13 protein-coding genes and 1 riboswitch are annotated in these 18596 nt (G+C 69.9%); of the genes, 9 read left to right on the forward strand and 4 right to left on the reverse strand.

Annotated features, from left to right (window positions below):
• Positions 1-22: 22 nt before the first annotated feature.
• The 4 genes from OG266_RS12975 to OG266_RS12990 all read right to left on the reverse strand — a co-directional run bounded on the left by OG266_RS12975 (position 23) and on the right by OG266_RS12990 (position 4074).
• Positions 23-1021, reverse strand: coding sequence for an ABC transporter permease (locus OG266_RS12975; protein ID WP_266474819.1), 999 nt, complete (start codon positions 1019-1021; stop codon positions 23-25).
• A 449-nt stretch (positions 1022-1470) separates the two neighbouring features.
• Positions 1471-2271: an enhanced serine sensitivity protein SseB C-terminal domain-containing protein gene (locus OG266_RS12980; RefSeq protein ID WP_266474820.1), complete on the reverse strand. Its 801-nt coding sequence runs from the start codon at positions 2269-2271 to the stop codon at positions 1471-1473.
• Positions 2272-2457: 186 nt separating this feature from the next.
• Entirely contained in the window at positions 2458-3261 is an 804-nt protein-coding gene (locus tag OG266_RS12985) for an enhanced serine sensitivity protein SseB (protein WP_371545675.1), read from the reverse strand.
• Positions 3262-3399: 138 nt separating this feature from the next.
• The gene (locus OG266_RS12990) at positions 3400-4074 is read right to left on the reverse strand and encodes an AAA family ATPase (RefSeq protein WP_266475074.1); all 675 of its coding nucleotides are present in this window, start codon (positions 4072-4074) and stop codon (positions 3400-3402) included.
• 168 nt (positions 4075-4242) lie between these two features.
• Positions 4243-4344, forward strand: a riboswitch (glycine riboswitch).
• Positions 4345-4491: 147 nt separating this feature from the next.
• On the opposite strand from OG266_RS12990, the gene gcvT reads away from it, so the two are divergent.
• The 9 genes from gcvT to OG266_RS13035 all read left to right on the forward strand — a co-directional run bounded on the left by gcvT (position 4492) and on the right by OG266_RS13035 (position 18595).
• The gene (gene gcvT, locus OG266_RS12995; protein WP_371545678.1) at positions 4492-5610 is read left to right on the forward strand and encodes a glycine cleavage system aminomethyltransferase GcvT; all 1119 of its coding nucleotides are present in this window, start codon (positions 4492-4494) and stop codon (positions 5608-5610) included.
• A gap of 123 nt (positions 5611-5733) precedes the next feature.
• Positions 5734-6111, forward strand: a complete 378-nt coding sequence (gcvH, locus tag OG266_RS13000) for a glycine cleavage system protein GcvH (protein WP_326720536.1) — start codon at positions 5734-5736, stop codon at positions 6109-6111.
• 15 nt (positions 6112-6126) lie between these two features.
• Complete coding sequence (glyA, locus tag OG266_RS13005) at positions 6127-7401, forward strand: serine hydroxymethyltransferase (protein ID WP_371545681.1); 1275 nt, start codon at positions 6127-6129, stop codon at positions 7399-7401.
• A gap of 148 nt (positions 7402-7549) precedes the next feature.
• Positions 7550-8917 carry an L-serine ammonia-lyase gene (locus tag OG266_RS13010; protein ID WP_371545684.1) on the forward strand — a complete coding sequence of 456 codons (1368 nt, stop codon included), beginning with the start codon at positions 7550-7552 and terminating at the stop codon, positions 8915-8917.
• Between the two features lie 380 nt (positions 8918-9297).
• Positions 9298-11361, forward strand: coding sequence for a DUF1906 domain-containing protein (locus tag OG266_RS13015; RefSeq protein WP_371545688.1), 2064 nt, complete (start codon positions 9298-9300; stop codon positions 11359-11361).
• 64 nt (positions 11362-11425) lie between these two features.
• Positions 11426-12877 carry a hypothetical protein gene (locus OG266_RS13020; RefSeq protein ID WP_371545691.1) on the forward strand — a complete coding sequence of 484 codons (1452 nt, stop codon included), beginning with the start codon at positions 11426-11428 and terminating at the stop codon, positions 12875-12877.
• A 156-nt stretch (positions 12878-13033) separates the two neighbouring features.
• The gene (locus OG266_RS13025) at positions 13034-14245 is read left to right on the forward strand and encodes a transglycosylase family protein (protein WP_371545693.1); all 1212 of its coding nucleotides are present in this window, start codon (positions 13034-13036) and stop codon (positions 14243-14245) included.
• A 224-nt stretch (positions 14246-14469) separates the two neighbouring features.
• Positions 14470-17313, forward strand: a complete 2844-nt coding sequence (locus OG266_RS13030; protein ID WP_371545696.1) for an AAA family ATPase — start codon at positions 14470-14472, stop codon at positions 17311-17313.
• On the forward strand, positions 17306-18595 hold the full coding sequence (locus OG266_RS13035; protein ID WP_371545698.1) for a serine/threonine-protein kinase: 1290 nt from the start codon (positions 17306-17308) through the stop codon (positions 18593-18595). Before OG266_RS13030 ends, OG266_RS13035 begins: the two co-directional genes overlap by 8 nt.
• Position 18596: the final 1 nt, after the last annotated feature.

Consider the following 18596-nt stretch of genomic DNA (forward strand, 5'->3'; position numbering starts at 1 on the left):
TGGACTCTCGGCGCGGCCCATGTCAGCGGCTGCGCGGGTCGAGAGCGTCGCGGAGACCGTCGCCGAGCAGGTTGAACGCCAGCACGGTGACGAAGATCGCGAGGCCGGGCACGATCAGGAACTGCGGATCGACCTGGTAGTAGGTGACCGCCTCACTGATCATCCCGCCCCAGGACGCCTGCGGGGGCTGGATACCGACGCCCAGGAAGCTCAGGCTGGCCTCGAACAGGATGTTGGTCGGGATGAGCAGCGTCGAGTAGACGATGATCGGGCCGACCAGGTTGGGGAGCAGCTCCCGGAAGAGGATGTACGGCCCCTTCGCGCCCATCCCCCGGGAGGCGTCGACGAACTCGCGCTCCCGCAGGGCCAGGGTCTGGCCTCGGACGATGCGTCCCAGGTAGGGCCAGTTGAAGAAGCCGATGATGAAGATCAGCACGCTGATGTGGAGCGGCAGCCCTTCCAGGCCGAACGCGCCGCCCTGCAGCGTGGCGGAGATGGCGATCGCGAAGAGCAGGAGGGGAAAGGCGAGGAAGGTGTCCATCAGGCGGCTGATGATCGTGTCGACCCGCCCGCCGTAGTACCCGGCGACCACACCCAGGACCGTGCCGATCACGTTCGAGAGGATCGTCGCCCCGAACGCGACGACCAGCGAGACCCAGGAGCCTTCGAGGATGCGGGTCGCGATGTCGCGCCCGAACTTCGGCTCCACACCGAGCGGGTGCGCCCAGCTCATCCCGCCGAAGTCGCCCAGGGGCAGCGAGGTGTTGGGATCGATCAGATCCTGGTTGAAGGCGTTCGGGTCGAGGCCGAGCACCGCCTGGATAGGGCGCGAGAGCGCCGCCAGCAGGATGAGCAGCACCACGATGACACCGCCGGCGACCGCCACCTTGTCGCGCTTGAAGCGCGTCCAGGCGATCTGCCCCAGGGAACGGCCCTCGATCTGCCCCTTGTCGACTCCGGCCAGCACAGCTTCCGGCTGTGCTTCCGTTTCCGACCCGGTGGTCTCGATCGGTGCGGTCACAATGACCCGACCCCTCTGACCGGTGGTGACCGGCCTACGCCTGCCGCTGTCTGCGGCTTGGTTCACTTGCATGCCGGGAGCGGCCGCAGATGATGCGGCCTGGAATCCCGGGCTGATCCGACGACTTGCACTCGCTCACAGGATCGATGACCCCATGTCTGACACGGGAGTCTTCATGGCCGCCACGATCACGTGCCAGGTCTGATGGAGAAAGTATGCGCAACCGTGATGCGGTTAAGGGGATTCCGTTATCCGAACAGCGGGTAACGCCCGGCGGACAGGGGGCAGTTGGGGTGGAAGCGGCCATGCAGGGCCCTTTCGGCCAGTGTCAGCCTCAAAGGGGACATGCAGCCCTTACATCTCCTGATACGCAGGTCAGACGCGACGTTGCGACGGACAGAATCAGGGCGCGGCGGGGCGGAGACCAGGTCGTGATGATGGTGTGGAGATCAGTATGACCGGGACTGCGGGTAGCCGTAGCCACCCGCCACCGGGGCCTGCGCCTGTGCCGGGGCCGCGTGCGCCTCACGGTCGTAGAAGGGCCGCGCGTTCGACCGCAGCCACATCGCCACCGGGTCGTACTCGTCGGACATCGCGACGGTCGAGACGGGCAGCCCGTCCGGCACGGCGCCGATGGACTGCTGCATCATCGCCCGCACCGAGTCGACGGCGGGCGGCGAGGTGTCGTACACATCGAGGCCGATGGCCAGATAGGGCGCCCCGAGCGCGGGCTGCACCCAGGCGCGGCGCAGCGAGCGCACGGCGGACGTGCGGTGCGCGTTCTGCGTGAGCAGGGCGTAGAACTGCGGGATCTCGATGCCCGGTTCGGAGAGCCTGAGCGGACCCGCGGGCTGGCGCTCCAGGCCCGTGGCGATACGCCGCAGGTCGAGCCAGGGGATGCCGACGCCGCCGCCGGGAGCGTGCGGGTTCAGCCAGAGGCCGAACTGGTCGGGGTACAGGGTGCGGGCCACGTCGAGGCCGTCGACGACTTCGTAACTGCGGTTCCAGCCACTGGCCGAGAGCTCCTGGGCGGAGGTGACACAGGGCGCGTACCCGAAGCCGTCCACCTCCATGTTCCCGTACTGCGCGTCCGGGGAGCCGGACTGGCCGTGCCAGAGCAGCATCCAGACCTGGCCTGCCGACGGGGCCGCGAGCGCGCGCAGGAGCGCCTCGTAGGCGTCGTAACGCCCGGGCGTCACCTGGCGCAGCATGTGCTCGACCTGCCCAGCCGCGGCTGTGCCAGCGCTCACCTTTACAGCCCCTTCGTGTACAACACCTCGACCGACGTTATGAAACCAGCTTAAGCGGCGACCCTGACAGCGACGTGGACGCTCCGCTGGGAAAGCCGTGTGAGAGCTCGGGACTTGCTGTCGTTCTGTGGCCGCGGGCCCGTTGTGGTTGCTCGCGCCGTTCCCCGCGCCCCTGTCGGGGCGCCTTCAGTGGCCGTGTTGGTAGAAGGGCCGCACCCTCTGGCGCAGCCAGTCGCAGACCGGGTCCTGGGCCACGTCCAGGAGGACCAGGTTCACCGGCCACGGGGCCGGGACCCGGCCGAGCGCGCGGCCCAGGGCGTCCAGGGGGAGGGTGCGGGCCTCGCCCTCCCAGAGGGAGAGTTCGACGCCGATGAACATCACGGGGGCGCCGCCCTCGATGCTGGCCAGGCAGCGACGGGCGGTCAGCACGACGCCGGTCCCGGCGAACTCGGCGGAGGCCGCGGACAGGAAGTCCACCGGGTCGTCCTGCCAGTCGGGCTCGAAGAGCCGCACCCGGCCGCCGCTCGCGGATCCGTCGAGAGGCGTACGCCCGGCACGGCACAGCTCGGCGACCGCGGGGGGCGGCAGCGGTACGCCGACCACACCGTCCGGGTTCACCGCGATGCCGATCTGCGGGGGCAGCCCGCGGGCGAACTCGACGGCGGGCGCGATCGTGTACGACATGTGCCCGCCGGTGACCTGGCGGAACTGCTCCTCGGAGCTGAAGACAGGGACGTACGCCTGACCGGCGATCTCCAGCGTGGGCAGGTCGAGCGGACCGCTGTTCGGGCCGCCGCCGTTCGGCAGCGGGACCCAGACGAAGCTGCGGCCGAGGACCTCGACGATGCGGGCACCCGAGGAGGGGCCCGCGGGCACGCCGAGGGACGCGGCGAGCACCTCCTCCAGTTCGTTGCCCGGCCATCCGCCGTGCGGATGGGGGTACGCCTGCGTCGGGAGGCCAGGGAATTCGGGGAAGGCTGGGAAGTCCATCTGTCTACCGCCTGCTGTGAACCACTGTTCCGGTGTTCCGGTGTTCCGGCTGGCAAGGTTAGTGCGCTTGTACGGCATCCCGGCCGCTCTCGCCGCCCCCGGCCGCGCTCGATCGCGCTCGGCCACTCTCGGCCGCTCTCAGCCTCCGAAGTCGATCCGGCGCAGTACGTCGGCCGCGTCCCGGTCGATGAGCACCGCCGAGCCGCAGCCCTCCGGCAGGTCCCCCTTCTCGACGGAGCGCAGCAGCCGGGTGACCGCGCCGCGGTGGCGCGAGAACGCGTACCGCGAGACGCCGCGGCCGCGCTCGCGCTGGCCGTCGAGGGCCGTGCCCGGTGTGACGTCGAGCAGCAGCAGGTGCAGGGTGCCGCCCCGGCGGCGCGCCTCGCGGGCGAGCCAGCGGCGCACCCAGGCCTGGGTGCCGCAGTCGTGTACGACCACTCCGGCGCCGGAGCGCAGTGCGCGGTGCAGCCCCGTGTAGTGCGCGAGGCGGACGAGCGGGCGGTAGACCGCGTACGGAAGCCAGCGGGACACGTGTCCGTCCCAGCGGTCGCGGGTGTCCTGCGAGTCGATGCGCGGGCCCGAGACCGCGCGGCGCATCAGGGTCGACTTGCCGCTGCCGGGGAGTCCGGTGACCACGACGACGTCGGAGGTGCCGAAGTGCAGACCGTGCGGGCTGTGTCCCGCGCGGTCCCTGAGGTCGCGGACGACCGCCGTCGGGAACGGGTCGCACGCCTCCCGGGCCGGAGCGCCGGGCTGCTTGGGCAGCGCGAGGCCTGCGGTCGTCGCGTACGCCGTGGTCCTGTTCACCGTGATCGTCCTCCCCATGGGTCTGGAGTCCCATCCCCGCCGAGTGTAAAGAGAAGGTAATGCGCGGTGCTTCCTGTTTCCGTAATCGGTCTGCCACAAGGCGGTTACAGATGCGGACTGCCAGTATCGGACGGCGCGTGCAATGATGTGCCCGCCAACTGCATACCGGCCGCTTGAATCCGCGCGGGAGAGTCCCAGGTCATGTCACGTGACCCTGGGCGCCGAAGGAGCAAGTCCCTCCCTTGAATCTCTCAGGCCCCGTACCGCGCGGGCGAGGCACATCTGAAAAGCGGGCCGCTGACCAGTGGCTCCACCCAAGGTGCAAATCATGACCACCGTTTCGCGGGGTCGTGATGAACCTCTCAGGTTCCGATGACAGATGGGGAGGAACGACCTCGCCGTCATGCCTTGGGAGCCCCACCGATGAGCAGCAACGCACCCCGTCACACCGCGCTCGATGCCCTGCATCGCTCGCTCGGCGCGACGATGACCGACTTCGCGGGCTGGGACATGCCCCTTCGTTACGGCTCCGAACGCGACGAGCATCTCGCCGTCCGTACGAAGGCCGGCCTCTTCGACCTCTCCCACATGGGCGAGATCACGGTCACCGGGCCCCAGGCCGCCGCGCTCCTCAACTACGCGCTGGTCGGCAACATCGCCTCGGTGGGCGTCGGCCGCGCCCGCTACACCATGATCTGCCGGACGGACGGCGGCATCCTCGACGACCTGATCGTCTACCGGCTGGCCGAGACCGAATACATGGTCGTCGCCAACGCCTCCAACGCCCAGGTGGTGCTGGACGCGCTCGTGGAGCGAGCGGCGGACTTCGACGCCGTCGTGCGCGACGACCGTGACGCGTACGCGCTGATCGCCGTACAGGGTCCCGAGTCGCCCGGCATCCTCAAGTCCCTCACCGACGCCGACCTCGACGGCCTGAAGTACTACGCCGGTCTGCCCGGCACGGTCGCGGGCGTCCCGGCTCTCATCGCCCGCACCGGCTACACCGGTGAGGACGGCTTCGAGCTCTTCGTCTCCCCCGGCGACGCCGAGAAGGTGTGGCAGGCGCTGACCGAGGCGGGCGCCCCGGCCGGGCTCATCCCGTGTGGTCTGTCCTGCCGGGACACCCTGCGCCTGGAGGCGGGCATGCCGCTGTACGGGCATGAACTGAGCACCTCGCTCACCCCCTTCGACGCCGGCCTCGGCCGGGTCGTGAAGTTCGAGAAGGAGGGCGACTTCGTGGGGCGCGAGGCGCTCTCCGAGGCCGCCGAGCGTGCGCTCGAGAACCCCCCGCGGGTGCTCGTCGGCCTGATCGCCGAGGGCCGTCGCGTGCCGCGCGCCGGCTACTCCGTGGTCGCCGAAGGCAAGGTGGTCGGCGAGGTCACGTCGGGCGCCCCGTCCCCGACGCTGGGCAAGCCGATCGCGATGGCGTACGTCGACGCCGCGCACTCCGCTCCGGGCAGCGCCGGAGTCGGTGTGGACATCCGGGGCAGCCACGAGCCGTACGAGGTCGTGGCGCTGCCGTTCTACAAGCGCCAGAAGTGAGACTGACCCGAAAGCCGGGCTTCGGGCTCCACGGTCACCAGTCGTGACACCGGGCACATCCGCCCTGCTCATCACCCCTCCCCCCGTCATCAGCACTCCCCCGCGTACAGGAGAATTCAGGCCATGAGCAACCCCCAGCAGCTGCGCTACAGCAAGGAGCACGAGTGGCTGTCGGTCGCCGAGGACGGCGTCTCGACGGTCGGCATCACCGAGTTCGCGGCCAACGCGCTCGGCGATGTCGTCTACGCCCAGCTTCCGGAGGTCGGTGCCACGGTCACCGCGGGTGAGTCCTGCGGTGAGCTGGAGTCGACCAAGTCGGTGAGCGACCTGTACGCGCCGGTCACCGGCGAGGTCGTGGAGTTCAACCAGGACGTGGTGGACGACCCGGCCCTGGTGAACTCGGCCCCCTTCGAGGGCGGCTGGCTGTTCAAGGTGCGCATCGCGGACGAGCCGGACGACCTGCTCTCCGCCGACGAGTACACCGCTTTCACCGCCGGCTGAGGAGTCGTAGCCCCTATGTCTGAATCCAAGTCGCTTCTCAACACACCCCTGCACGAGCTCGACCCGGACGTCGCCGCCGCCGTCGACGCCGAACTGCACCGCCAGCAGTCCACCCTCGAGATGATCGCCTCGGAGAACTTCGCTCCGGTCGCCGTCATGGAGGCCCAGGGCTCGGTCCTGACCAACAAGTACGCCGAGGGCTACCCCGGCCGCCGCTACTACGGCGGCTGTGAGCACGTCGACGTCGTCGAGCAGATCGCCATCGACCGCGTGAAGGCGCTCTTCGGTGCCGAGCACGCCAACGTGCAGCCCCACTCGGGTGCCCAGGCCAACGCGGCCGCGATGTTCGCGCTGATCAAGCCCGGCGACACGATCATGGGTCTGAACCTCGCGCACGGCGGGCACCTGACCCACGGCATGAAGATCAACTTCTCCGGCAAGCTCTACAACGTGGTCGCGTACCACGTGGACGACGCCACCGGCCAGGTCGACATGGCCGAGGTCGAGAAGCTCGCCAAGGAGTCGAAGCCGAAGCTGATCGTGGCCGGCTGGTCGGCGTACCCGCGTCAGCTGGACTTCGCCGAGTTCCGCCGGATCGCGGACGAGGTCGGCGCGTACCTGATGGTCGACATGGCGCACTTCGCCGGTCTGGTGGCGGCGGGCCTGCACCCGAACCCCGTACCGCACGCCCATGTCGTCACGACCACCACCCACAAGACGCTGGGCGGTCCGCGCGGTGGCGTGATCCTGTCCACGGCCGAGCTCGCCAAGAAGATCAACTCGGCGGTCTTCCCGGGTCAGCAGGGCGGTCCGCTGGAGCATGTGATCGCCGCCAAGGCCGTCTCCTTCAAGGTCGCCGCGACGGACGACTTCAAGGAGCGCCAGCAGCGGACCCTCGACGGTGCGCGGATCCTGGCGGAGCGCCTTGTCCAGGACGACGTGACCCAGGTCGGCGTCTCGGTGCTCTCCGGCGGTACGGACGTGCACCTCGTCCTGGTCGACCTGCGCAACTCCGAGCTGGACGGGCAGCAGGCCGAGGACCGCCTCCACGGGGTCGGCATCACGGTCAACCGCAACGCCATTCCGAACGACCCGCGCCCGCCGATGGTGACCTCGGGTCTCCGCATCGGTACGCCGGCCCTGGCGACCCGCGGCTTCACGACCGAGGACTTCACCGAGGTCGCGGACATCATCGCGGAGACGCTGAAGCCGTCGTACGACGCGGACTCGCTGAAGGCCCGGGTGTCCGCTCTGGCCGACAAGCACCCGCTGTACCCCGGCCTGAAGTAGTTCGTACGCTTCGCGCGCTTTCTGCGTTTCCTCATTGGATTCGCACGGAACGTACGATTCTTCGGGGCGCCGCGCACACTGGAACTCAGCCGTGTGCGGCGCCCGCCCCATGCACCACCCCTGTTTTGCCTGTTTTGAGGAGTTCCCCGTGGCCATCTCGGTCTTCGACCTGTTCTCGATCGGCATCGGCCCGTCCAGCTCCCACACGGTCGGCCCGATGCGCGCGGCACGCATGTTCGCCCGGCGGCTGCGCAATGAGGAGCTGCTGGAGTCGGTGGCGTCGATACGCGCCGAGCTGTACGGCTCGCTGGGCGCGACCGGGCACGGGCACGGCACCCCCAAGGCGGTGCTGCTCGGCCTCGAGGGCGCCTCGCCGCGGACGGTGGATGTGGAAGGGGCCGACGCCCGGGTCGAGGAGATCAAGTCGGCGGGCCGCATCAAGCTGCTCGGCGAGCACGAGATCGACTTCTCCTTCTCCGACGACCTGATCCTGCACCGCCGCAAGACGCTGCCGTACCACGCGAACGGCATGACGGTCTTCGCGTACGACTCCTCCGGCGAGCTGGTCCTCGAGAAGACGTACTACTCGGTCGGCGGCGGCTTCGTGGTCGACGACGACGCGGTGGGCGAGGACCGCATCAAGCTGGACGACACGGTCCTCAAGTACCCCTTCCGTACGGGCGACGAGCTGCTGCGGCTGACCCGCGAGACGGGCCTGTCGATCTCCGCGCTGATGCTGGAGAACGAACGCGCCTGGCGGACGGAAGAGGAGATCCGCGAGGGCCTCCTCGCGATCTGGCGCGTCATGCAGGCATGCACGTCGCGCGGCATGTCCCGCGAGGGCATCCTGCCCGGCGGCCTCAAGGTCCGCCGCCGCGCCGCCATGTCCGCGCGCCAACTCCGCGCCGAGGGCGACCCGTTGGCCCACGCGATGGAGTGGATCACTCTGTACGCGATGGCGGTGAACGAGGAGAACGCGGCCGGCGGCCGGGTGGTCACCGCCCCGACGAACGGCGCCGCCGGCATCATCCCGGCCGTCCTGCACTACTACATCAACTTCGTGCCGGGCGCCGACGAGGACGGGGTCGTACGCTTCCTGCTCGCCGCGGGCGCCATCGGCATGCTCTTCAAGGAGAACGCCTCCATCTCCGGCGCCGAGGTCGGCTGCCAGGGCGAGGTCGGCTCGGCCTGCTCGATGGCCGCCGGCGCCTTCGCCGAGGTCCTCGGCGGCAGCCCCGAACAGGTCGAGAACGCCGCCGAGATCGGCATGGAACACAACCTCGGCCTCACCTGCGACCCGGTCGGCGGCCTCGTCCAGATCCCCTGCATCGAGCGCAACGGCATGGCTGCCGTGAAGGCCGTCACGGCCGCGAAGATGGCCATGCGCGGCGACGGCTCCCACAAGGTCTCCCTCGACAAGGTCATCAAGACCATGAAGGAGACGGGCGCGGACATGAGCGTCAAGTACAAGGAGACTGCGCGGGGCGGGCTGGCGGTCAACATCATCGAGTGCTGAGGGCGCGGGCCCGGCCTCTGGTTTCCTCTGTTTCGCGGTCCGGTGCGGAGTAGACGCAACGTCAAGTCTCTGTGGACCCATGGGGAACGACATCCCCAGCAGCCCCTTCTATGGTGATCAGGCAGTTCCAGCGGAACCACGCTGACCGGTGGGCCGCCTGGATGGACTCGACGACGCACTGGGGGGATGCGTCTTCCCATGCTCATGGTTCGCTCGCGACGCCGTGCCCCGGCACGGCCGCGCTCGTAGCGCCATTCCATTTCACCGAAGGACGTCCGGCGCGCACTTTTTGACGCGCGCTCTTCTTCGTTCCTCGGTCGGCGCTGCTCGAATCGTTCTCCCCCGCTGACATCCGGATCCGTCAAGAGGTAGGGACACGCATGCGATTACGTACGAGGAACAACAAGGGCCCCGGGCGCAGGAGATCCCGAAGAGCGACCGCGGCCACCGTACTTCTGACTCTCGGTCTCGCCGCGCTCGGCGGCGCTCCCGCTCAGGCGGAGGAGCAGCCCGCGGCGAAGCAACTCGTGTACCAGGGGCACCGGTTCACGGTACCGAGCTCCTGGCAGGTCGTGGACCTCGCCGAGAATCCGACGGCCTGCGTGCGGTTCGACCGGCACGCGGTGTACCTCGGGCAGCCGGCCGCCGACCAGGACTGCCCCAGCCACGCGGTGGGACGCACCGAGGCCCTGCTGGTCGAGCCCGCGGCCAACCCGGCGGACCGGCGGGGCACCTTGGCCAGGCCCGAGGAGCGCGAGTACCGCGCCAAGTCGGCCGACGTGAGCATCACCGCCACGTACGACACGAACCCGACGCTCGTCCGCTCCATCCTGACCGGCGCCGACATCCCGACGGCGGCGCCCCGCGTCCAGGAGCCGCAGGAGTCCCCGGGGCTCCTCGCGGCGGCGGCCACCGCGGCCGCCCTGCCCGCGACCGCAACCAACTACACCGGCAAGGGCTTCGACACCTGTGCCGCTCCCTCGTCCGGGGCCATGAGCAGCTGGCAGGCGAGTTCGCCGTACAGCGCGGTCGGCATCTACATCGGCGGCTCGCAGCGTGCCTGCAGTCAGCCGAACCTGACGGCGAGCTGGGTGCAGCAACAGGCCGACGACGGCTGGCGGTTCGTGCCGATCTACGTCGGCACGCAGGCCTCCGGCATCACCTCGCCCGCGAGTCAGGGCATCAGCGCCGCGAACGACGCCATCAGCAACGCGACCGCGCTCGGATTCGGGCCCGGGTCAACGCTGTACTACGACATGGAGGCGTACTCCTCGTCGTACACCTCCAGGGTGCTGTCCTTCGAGTCGGCCTGGACCGAGCAGCTCCACGCCCGGGGTTACCACTCCGGGATCTACAGCAGCAGCAGTTCCGGCATCAAGGACCTGGTCGACAACTACAGCGGCTACACAATGCCGGACGTCATCTTCGACGCACTGTGGAACGGGGTCGCGGACACCGCCGATCCGGTCGTGCCCAGCTCCCGCTGGAGCAACCACCAGCGGATCCACCAGTACTCGGGCGGCCACAACGAGACCTGGGGCGGTACGACGATCAACATCGACCAGGACTACCTGGACGTCCAGATCTCCACGGACACCGCCACTCCGCACGGGCGGGTGTGGGACCGTTCGCGTCCGGACGGCGGCCCGTGGGACGGGACCGCGGACCTGATCGACGAGGGCGGAGCCGTCAACGCGGTCGCCGCGGCCGGTCTCCCCAACGGCACGATGCACGTCCAGGCCCTGGTCAACGGCGAGATCTGGGACCGCACCCGCTCCGCCACCGGCACCTGGGGCGCCAGCTCCATGATCGACGGCCAGGGCGCCATCACCGACGTCGCCGGCGCCGCGCTGCCCGACGGGACCCTGCATGTGCAGGCCGTCGTGAACGGCGAGATCTGGGACCGTACGCGGGCCGCCAACGGCACGTGGGGCAACAGCACGAAGATCGACGCGGGCGGAGCCGTCACGGACGTCGCCTCGGCCGCGCTGCCCGATGGGACCCTGCACGTACAGGCCCTGGTGAACGGCGAGATCTGGGACCGCACCCGCTCCGCCACGGGCACCTGGGGCGCCAGCTCCATGATCGACGGCAATGGCGGCATCAAGGACCTCGCGTCGGCCGCGCTGCCCGACGGGTCCCTGCATGTGCAGGCGCTCGTCAACGGCGAGGTCTGGGACCGCACCCGCTCCGAGGGCGGCACGTGGGGCAACAGTACGAAGATCGACGCGGGCGGGGCCGTCACGCAGATCTCCTCCGCCGGTCTGCCCAACGGCGACCTCCACGTCGAGGCCGTCGTCAACGGCGACGTCTGGGACCGGGTCCGCAAGGGCACCACCGGCAACTGGAGCGTCAGCAGCCTGGTGGACGACAACGGCGCCATCTTCGGCACCTATGCCACAGCCACACCCGACGGCACTCTCCACGTCGGCACCAACGCCTGACCGGCGTCCGTCACTTCACCTCACTTCGTTCACCGACACCCGTAGGAGAACTGTGTCCTTCAGCATGCTCAAAACCCGCGGCAGACTCGCCGCCGTCGGCTTGGCCGTCGTGACGGCCTGCCTCCTGGGCACCGTCCAGACCGCCGGCGCGGCAGGCGTTTCCGCCGCCGCGGACTCCGACCACGGCAGCAGCGGGCAGGGCCCGGTCACGCCCGCGGCCGGCAGCACGTCCGGCGCGATGGCCGCGGCCGTGGCCTCCCCGGCCATCACCCGTACCGAGGTCATCAGCCGGGCCAAGTCGTGGGTCGGGATAGGCCTGGACTACAACCAGGGCGGCTACTACCAGGGTTGGCGCACCGACTGCTCCGGCTATGTCTCGATGGCCTGGAACCTGGGCTCGTCGCTCACCACCAACACGTTCATCCCGGAGGGCGTGGCGGAGTGGAGCACCAAGGAAAGCCTGCTCGCGGGTGATGTCCTGCTCAACGACGACACCGGCAACAGCGGCCATGTGGCCATCTTCTCGTCGTGGACGGACTCCTCCCACACGCAGTACATGGGCTACGAGTTCACCAGTTCCGGCGTCCACTACCGTCCGATCCCCTACCCGTACTTCGCGGGATACGGGACCTTCAAGCCCGCGCGACTGAAGAGCATCGTCGGTGAGACGAGCCGTCCCGCCGGGCGGGTCTGGGACCGTTCGCGTCCTGACGGCGGCCCGTGGGACTCCACGGCCACCCTGATCGACGCGGGCGGCGCCGTCAACGCCGTCTCCGCGGCCGGTCTCCCCAACGGCACGACGCACGTCCAGGCGCTGGTCAACGGTGAGATCTGGGACCGTGCCCGGTCCGCCTCGGGCACCTGGGGCAACTCGGCGAGGATCGACGCCAACGGCAACATCAGCGATGTCGCGGCCGCCGCGCTGCCCGACGGCACCCTGCATGTGCAGGCCCTGGTGAACGGCGAGATCTGGGACCGTACGCGGGCCACCAACGGCACCTGGAGCAACTCCACGAAGATCGACGCGGGCGGCGCCATCACGGACATCGCGTCCAGCGCGCTGGCCGACGGGACGCTGCACGTGCAGGCGGTCGTGAACGGCGAGATCTGGAACCGCACCCGCTCCGCCGCCGGTACCTGGGGCGGCAGTTCCCGCATCGACGCGGGCGGTGCCATCACGGACCTCTCCTCGGCCGCGGGGCCGGACGGCACTCTGCACGTGCTGGCGCTGGTGAACGGTGAGATCTGGGACCGCGCGCGCTCCGAGGCCGGCACCTGGGGAGCCAGCACGAAGATCGACGCGGGCGGCGCCGTGAAGCAGCTCTCCGCCGCGGGTCTGCCCAACGGTGACATCCACGTCGAGGCCGTCGTCAACGGCGACGTCTGGGACCGGGTCCGCAAGGGCACCACCGGCAACTGGAGCGTCAGCAGCCTGGTCGACAACAACGGCGCCATCTTCGGCACCTACGCGACCGCCACGCCGAACGGCACCCTCCACGTCGGCACCAACGCCTGACGGTTCGTCAACTCCCGGGTGCGGCAAGGCGCCTGAGCCATTCACGGCGGGCTTGAAGCATCCGCAGGTCGTCCGAACCACCACCCCGGTGCCCGGCACCGTCCGGGCACCGGGGTTTCGCCTGCCCTTTTTCCCTTCATCTCCCCGGAGGCCTTCTTGTACATCCGCAGACTCACCGCCGCCCTCCTGGTGTCCGCGGCCGCCCTGGCCCTGACCACTGCGCTGCCGAGTCCGGCACAGGCCGCTTCGGTCGCGACCTGGGACAAGGTCGCCGAGTGCGAGAGCGGCGGCGACTGGAGCATCGACACCGGCAACGGCTACTACGGCGGGCTGCAGTTCAGCCTCAGCACCTGGAACGCGTACGGCGGCGACACCTACGCGGTCTATCCGAACCAGGCCACCAAGAAGGAGCAGATCCTGATCGGCGAGAAGGTGCTCGCCGGGCAGGGCGAGGGCGCCTGGCCGGCGTGCGGGCCGCAGGCCGGGCTCGGCAGCGACCACGCGGACCCCTATCCGCCGGTCACCGTCCCGCAGGGCCGCGTGTGGGACCGGTCCCGTCCGGACGGCGGCCCCTGGGCCACGAACGCGACGCTGATAGACGACAATCAGGCCATTAATCAGGTCGCGGCGGCCGGGCTGCCGAGCGGCACGGTGCACGTCCAGACCCTGGTCGGCGGCGAGATCTGGGACCGTACCCGTGCCACCAACGGCACCTGGGGCAACGCCACCAGGATCGACGCGGGCGGCGCCGTCACCGATGTCGCCTCGGCCGCACTGCCCGACGGCACCCTGCACGTACAGGCCCTCGTCAACGGCGAGATCTGGGACCGTACTCGCGCCACCAACGGCACCTGGAGCGCCAGTTCCCGCATCGACGCAGGCGGAGCGGTCACCGATGTCGCCTCGGCCGCACTGCCCGACGGCACCCTGCACGTACAGGCCCTGGTGAACGGCGAGATCTGGGACCGTACGCGGGCCACCAACGGCACCTGGAGCGCCAGTTCGCGCATCGACGCAGGCGGCGCCATCAAGGACGTCGCGGCCGGCGCCCTGCCCAACGGCACACTGCATGTGCAGGCCCTCGTCAACGGCGAGGTGTGGGACCGCACCCGCGCCGCCAACGGCACCTGGGGCGGCAGCAGCCGGATCGACGCGGGCGGAGCCGTCACGCAGATCTCCTCCGCCGGTCTGCCCAACGGCGACCTCCACGTCGAAGCCGTCGTCAACGGCGACGTCTGGGACCGGGTCCGCAAGGGCACCACCGGCAACTGGAGCGTCAGCAGCCTCGTCGACAACAACGGCGCCATCTTCGGCACTTACGCCACTTCGACACCCGACGGCACCCTGCACGTCGGCACCAACGCCTGACACGGCACCGCGGGGCACCCGTGCGACAGCGGTGCCCCGCGGGCTGCGGAGCGGGACCGTGGGGCGAGCCCTGTCGGGCACCTGTGGATCTTGTCGATGTGGCCATTGACGGCAGGCGGTGTCGTACCCCTGTGAAATTATGAGGGCAATGGGGAAAGCGCCGTCGGCTCCGGTATTGTCCGCGACCATGGTGTGCCGGAAACGGGTACGGGGGTGCCGTCGTTTTGTCGCTGTTTTCGGAGGGGATCTTCACTCCGCACACACTTCTGGACGAACGAGCGATCGACATTCTCTCGGCGGCAACTCAGCGCTGCTCGGGGACAGTTCGGCCGAGTGACATCCTCTACGCCGCGATCGACTCCGGCGACCAGGGGGTTCTGTCGGTCCTCGCGCTCACGCTCGCCGAAGGCGCCCAGCCGCGGCATCTGCTGGAAACCATCGCGGTGTACAACCCGGGGAGCCAGGACGGGCAGGACTTCGACTTCGACGGACGGCGTGAGCGGTTCACACCGGAGACGCTGACCGCCCTCGACGGCTTCGCCGCGGAGTTCGCCCAGGACGAGGACCGGCTTCGCCCGGTCTGCCTCGAACTGCTCATCGCCTCCGTGCTGGACCATCCCGACCCCGGTGACCGGCAGTTCCTGCGGATTCTCGACACCGCGGCCGCCGCGCGGACCCTGCGGGACCAGGTGCGCGTCAGCACCGAGCCGCCTCCCGCCCTCCTCGACGACACCGGGCGGCTGCGCTCCGAGGAGTTCTCGGCGGACGCCTGGGCGGTTCTGGAGCAGGCGGCGGAGCGCGCGGGTGAGCTGGGGTACGACCGCCTGCTGCCACCGCACTGCTTCCTCGCCCTGCTCGGCGAGACGGAGGGGCTCACCGAGCGGCTCGTCCGGCTCCAGATCCCGCCCCAACTGGGCCTGGCAAAGGTCGCGGAAATGCTCAGCGGCGCCTTCCGGCTGTCACAGCACGGCAAGGACGCGCCGCCGCTGCACCGTGACGGCCTGGGCGAGCCACTGCTCGCCCTGCTCCGCCGGGCCCAGCGGGCAGCCGTGGTCTGGGGCGCCGAGCTGGTCGACACACCGCATCTGCTCGACGCCTTGCTGGAGGATCCACCGCCGAGGCTGGCGTCGGTGTTCGAGGCCGAGCCACTCCGGGTGGACCTCGCCCGCATGCGCGAGCTGCTCGCCCAGGCCGTCAGGGAGGCACGCACCACGGGACCACGCGAGGTCTCCTTCCGCCTACCGCCGGAATTACCCCCCGCCGAGGACCTCACCTGGCTGGCGCGGACCCAGGGGATCACACCCGCCCGGCATCTGGAGCGCTACTTCGACGCGCTGGGCCGGGCCCTGCACCGTACGACCGACAACCATGTGCTGATCACCGGGCCCACCGGGGTCGGCACCACCACCCTGGTGCGCGAACTGGCCAGGCGCGCGGCGGCCGGAGAGCTGCTCTTCCTGCGCCGCAAGCGCCTGCTGCACGTCGACTGCCGTGACGTACCGGACATCGAGAGCGGCGCCAAACTCGCCAGGATCATCGCCCACGTGGCCGGGCGCACCGATCTCATCGTGTGCCTGGACGGGCTCGGGGCCATGCTCCGCGGCCCCGGCGGCACCGATCACGTACCGGCCCTGCGCAGCGCGCTGAAGGAGCGCCGGATCCACCTCATCGGGGTGCTGTCCGGCCAGGAGTACGACGATCTGCTGGCCACCGACCACGCCCTGCGGGAACTCACCACCCGTATCGACATGACCGAGCCGGACCGTGCCTCCGCGCGGGACATGGTCCGTCAGGCGGCGGACGCGCTGGAGGCGGAGTTCAGGACCGAGGTGGAGGACCGTGCCGTCGACCGGGCGGTGGTGATGTCCGGGGACTACATCCTCAACCAGCGGCTGCCGCTCGCCGCCGTCAAGGTGCTCCGCCGGGCCTGCGAGGACCTGGACTACCGCCGTACGCAACTCGGCGACACCCGGGCCGTGGTGGACACCGAGGACGTGGTGCGGGTCATCGCGGAGGTGTCGGGCGTGCCCGCCGGGCAGATCGCAGGCACGGGCGGTGAGCGGACCGACTACGAACAGGCGCTGGGCGGCTCGGTCTTCGGCCAGCAGGAAGCGGTCGAGGTCGTCGCGAGCGAGCTGCGGCGCATCAAGTCGGGCCTGGCCGGGGCGAGCAGCGGGCCCGCCTCGGTGATGCTCTTCGCCGGGCTGACCGGCACGGGCAAGACGGAACTGGCGAAGACCGTCGCGAGTTTCTACTCCTCGTCCAAGCGCCTGCAGACCTACCCCATGGAGAACTTCTCCGAGCCGCACAGCGTGTCGGGCATCATCGGCTCCCCGCCGGGATACATCGGCTTCGAGCGCGGCGGCCGTCTCATCAACGAGCTGAACGCGGACCCGTACTGCGTCTTCCTGCTCGACGAGGCGGAGAAGGCGCACCCCGAGGTCTGGCGGCCCTTCCTCAACCTCTTCGACGAGGGCTGGATCGTCGACCAGCGAGGCGTCAAGGCCCATGGCGACCGGGCGATCTTCATCCTCACCAGCAACGCGGGCCAGGAGATCATTTCCCGGATGACCCGGGAGGGCCGGTCCGACGAGGAGATCGTCGCCGGCGTGAAGGAAGCATTGCCGCAGATCGGGAACCACGTGCGGGGCGGCCCTGTCTTCACTCCCGAGTTCGTGGCGCGTATCCGCCGGATCATCGTGTTCCGCCCGCTGGACCTGGACGCGATGACCGGCATCTGCCGCAAACTCGTCGGCCGGCAGCGCGAATTCTGGCTGGACAAACGGGAGAAGGAACTCATCGTCCCCGAATCGTTGATCCTCTATGCCGCCGATCGCGGGCATCTGATGAACGAGAAGTCGGGCGGCAAGGAGGGCGGCCGCATCATCGCGAAGATCCTTTCGGACCTGATCGAGAATCCCATCCTCCTCGAACAGGAGCGCCGGGAGGAGGAGTTCAGGCAGTGCGCCCGCATCGAACTCGACTTCCGCCCCGTCGGACCCGGCGGCGGAGCACGGACGGACGTCCGCTTCACCCCGGCGGCGGAGGCGGGACCAGGCCATGAGTGACGGAGCCGGGACCGACCTTCGGTCGTTCGAGGGCCGGGTGATCAACGACCGCTATCTGCTCACCAAATGGATCGGCGGCGGTGCCTTCGGCGCGGTCTTCCTCAGCGAGCAGCGCATCCTCGGCCGCCCCGTCCGGCGGGTCGCCTGCAAGATCTCCCGGGACGCGGGGATGACCGAGGAGGACGCCCAGGAGAAGTTCGCCGACATCCTGCGGCTGGCCGAGGCGATGGACGGGATGACCGATTCCGAGGCGCGTCGCCACCTCGTCCATGTGTACGACGGGGGGCTGGCCCACGACGCAGGCGGCCGGGCGTTCCTGGTGATGGAGTTCGTCCAGGGCACCACGCTCGCCGCCCAGTTCGCGACCCTGAAGACGGTCCCCGCCAAGCTGCTGTTCAACTGGGCGCGGCAGATCTGTGTGGCGCTGCGTGGACTGCACGCCCTGGACCAGCCGTTGCTGCACCGGGACCTCAAGCCGGACAATGTCCTGCTGGGCTCGGACCTGACCGTACGGCTGATCGACTTCGGCCTCGCCGCCAGGCTGCTGGAGTCCGGAACCGTCCCCGGAGTCGCCGGCACGCTCACGTACATGGCTCCCGAGACCTCCCAGGGCCAGAGCGTGCCCGCCTCCGACCTGTACTCGCTCGGGGTGCTGATGTACGAGGGGCTGACCGGCCGGCTCCCCTACGAGCACCTCATACCGCCGCCCGGCATGCCCGACACGCTGCACGGCGACTGGCTGTACCAGCAGAAGAAGGTGGGCCGCGCGGTGGCCCCGCCGTCCCGGCTCAACAACACCGTGACGCGTGAGACCGACGCCGTCGTCCTGCGCTGCCTGGAGTTCGACCCCGCGAGGCGCTTCCGCAGCGCGGCGGAGCTCCTGGACGCGCTGGCCGTGGCCGAGGCCGGTGCCCATCGCCCGCCGCCCGGCGAAAGCGCCCTCGAGCAGGCCCGCAAGCAGGCCGCCGACGGCGATCCGGCCGCCGCGTGCCACACCCTGCGCACCTGCCTGGACTCCCCCTCGGAGAAGCTCCCGCCCGCGGTCAGGCTGGCCCTGCTGAACGAACTCGCCCGCCTGCTCGACGCACAGGGCGACCCTGCCGACTCCGCGCGGCGGCTCGCCGAAGCCTGGCAGCTGGTGCGCAACAGCGCCGTGCTGCGGACCCGGAAGGAACGCTGCGCCCTGCTGTCGCGTGCGGCGGACGCCTACCGGCGGGCCGGGAACGTCTATCAGGCAACGCACTTCGAGGATCTCCTGCGGCGCGAGAGGGACAGGGGGTGAG

The organism is Streptomyces sp. NBC_00554, assembly GCF_041431135.1.
In the GTDB taxonomy this organism is placed as follows: domain Bacteria; phylum Actinomycetota; class Actinomycetes; order Streptomycetales; family Streptomycetaceae; genus Streptomyces.

Bases quoted from the DNA above. Each gene is read 5' to 3' on its own strand.
- OG266_RS12985 (WP_371545675.1), bottom strand. From the start codon at position 3,261: ATGGACTTCCCAGCCTTCCCCGAATTCCCTGGCCTCCCGACGCAGGCG.
- gcvT (WP_371545678.1), top strand. From the start codon at position 4,492: ATGAGCAGCAACGCACCCCGTCACACCGCGCTCGATGCCCTGCATCGC.
- gcvH (WP_326720536.1), top strand. From the start codon at position 5,734: ATGAGCAACCCCCAGCAGCTGCGCTACAGCAAGGAGCACGAGTGGCTG.
- glyA (WP_371545681.1), top strand. From the start codon at position 6,127: ATGTCTGAATCCAAGTCGCTTCTCAACACACCCCTGCACGAGCTCGAC.
- OG266_RS13015 (WP_371545688.1), top strand. From the start codon at position 9,298: ATGCGATTACGTACGAGGAACAACAAGGGCCCCGGGCGCAGGAGATCC.
- OG266_RS13020 (WP_371545691.1), top strand. From the start codon at position 11,426: ATGCTCAAAACCCGCGGCAGACTCGCCGCCGTCGGCTTGGCCGTCGTG.
- OG266_RS13035 (WP_371545698.1), top strand. From the start codon at position 17,306: ATGAGTGACGGAGCCGGGACCGACCTTCGGTCGTTCGAGGGCCGGGTG.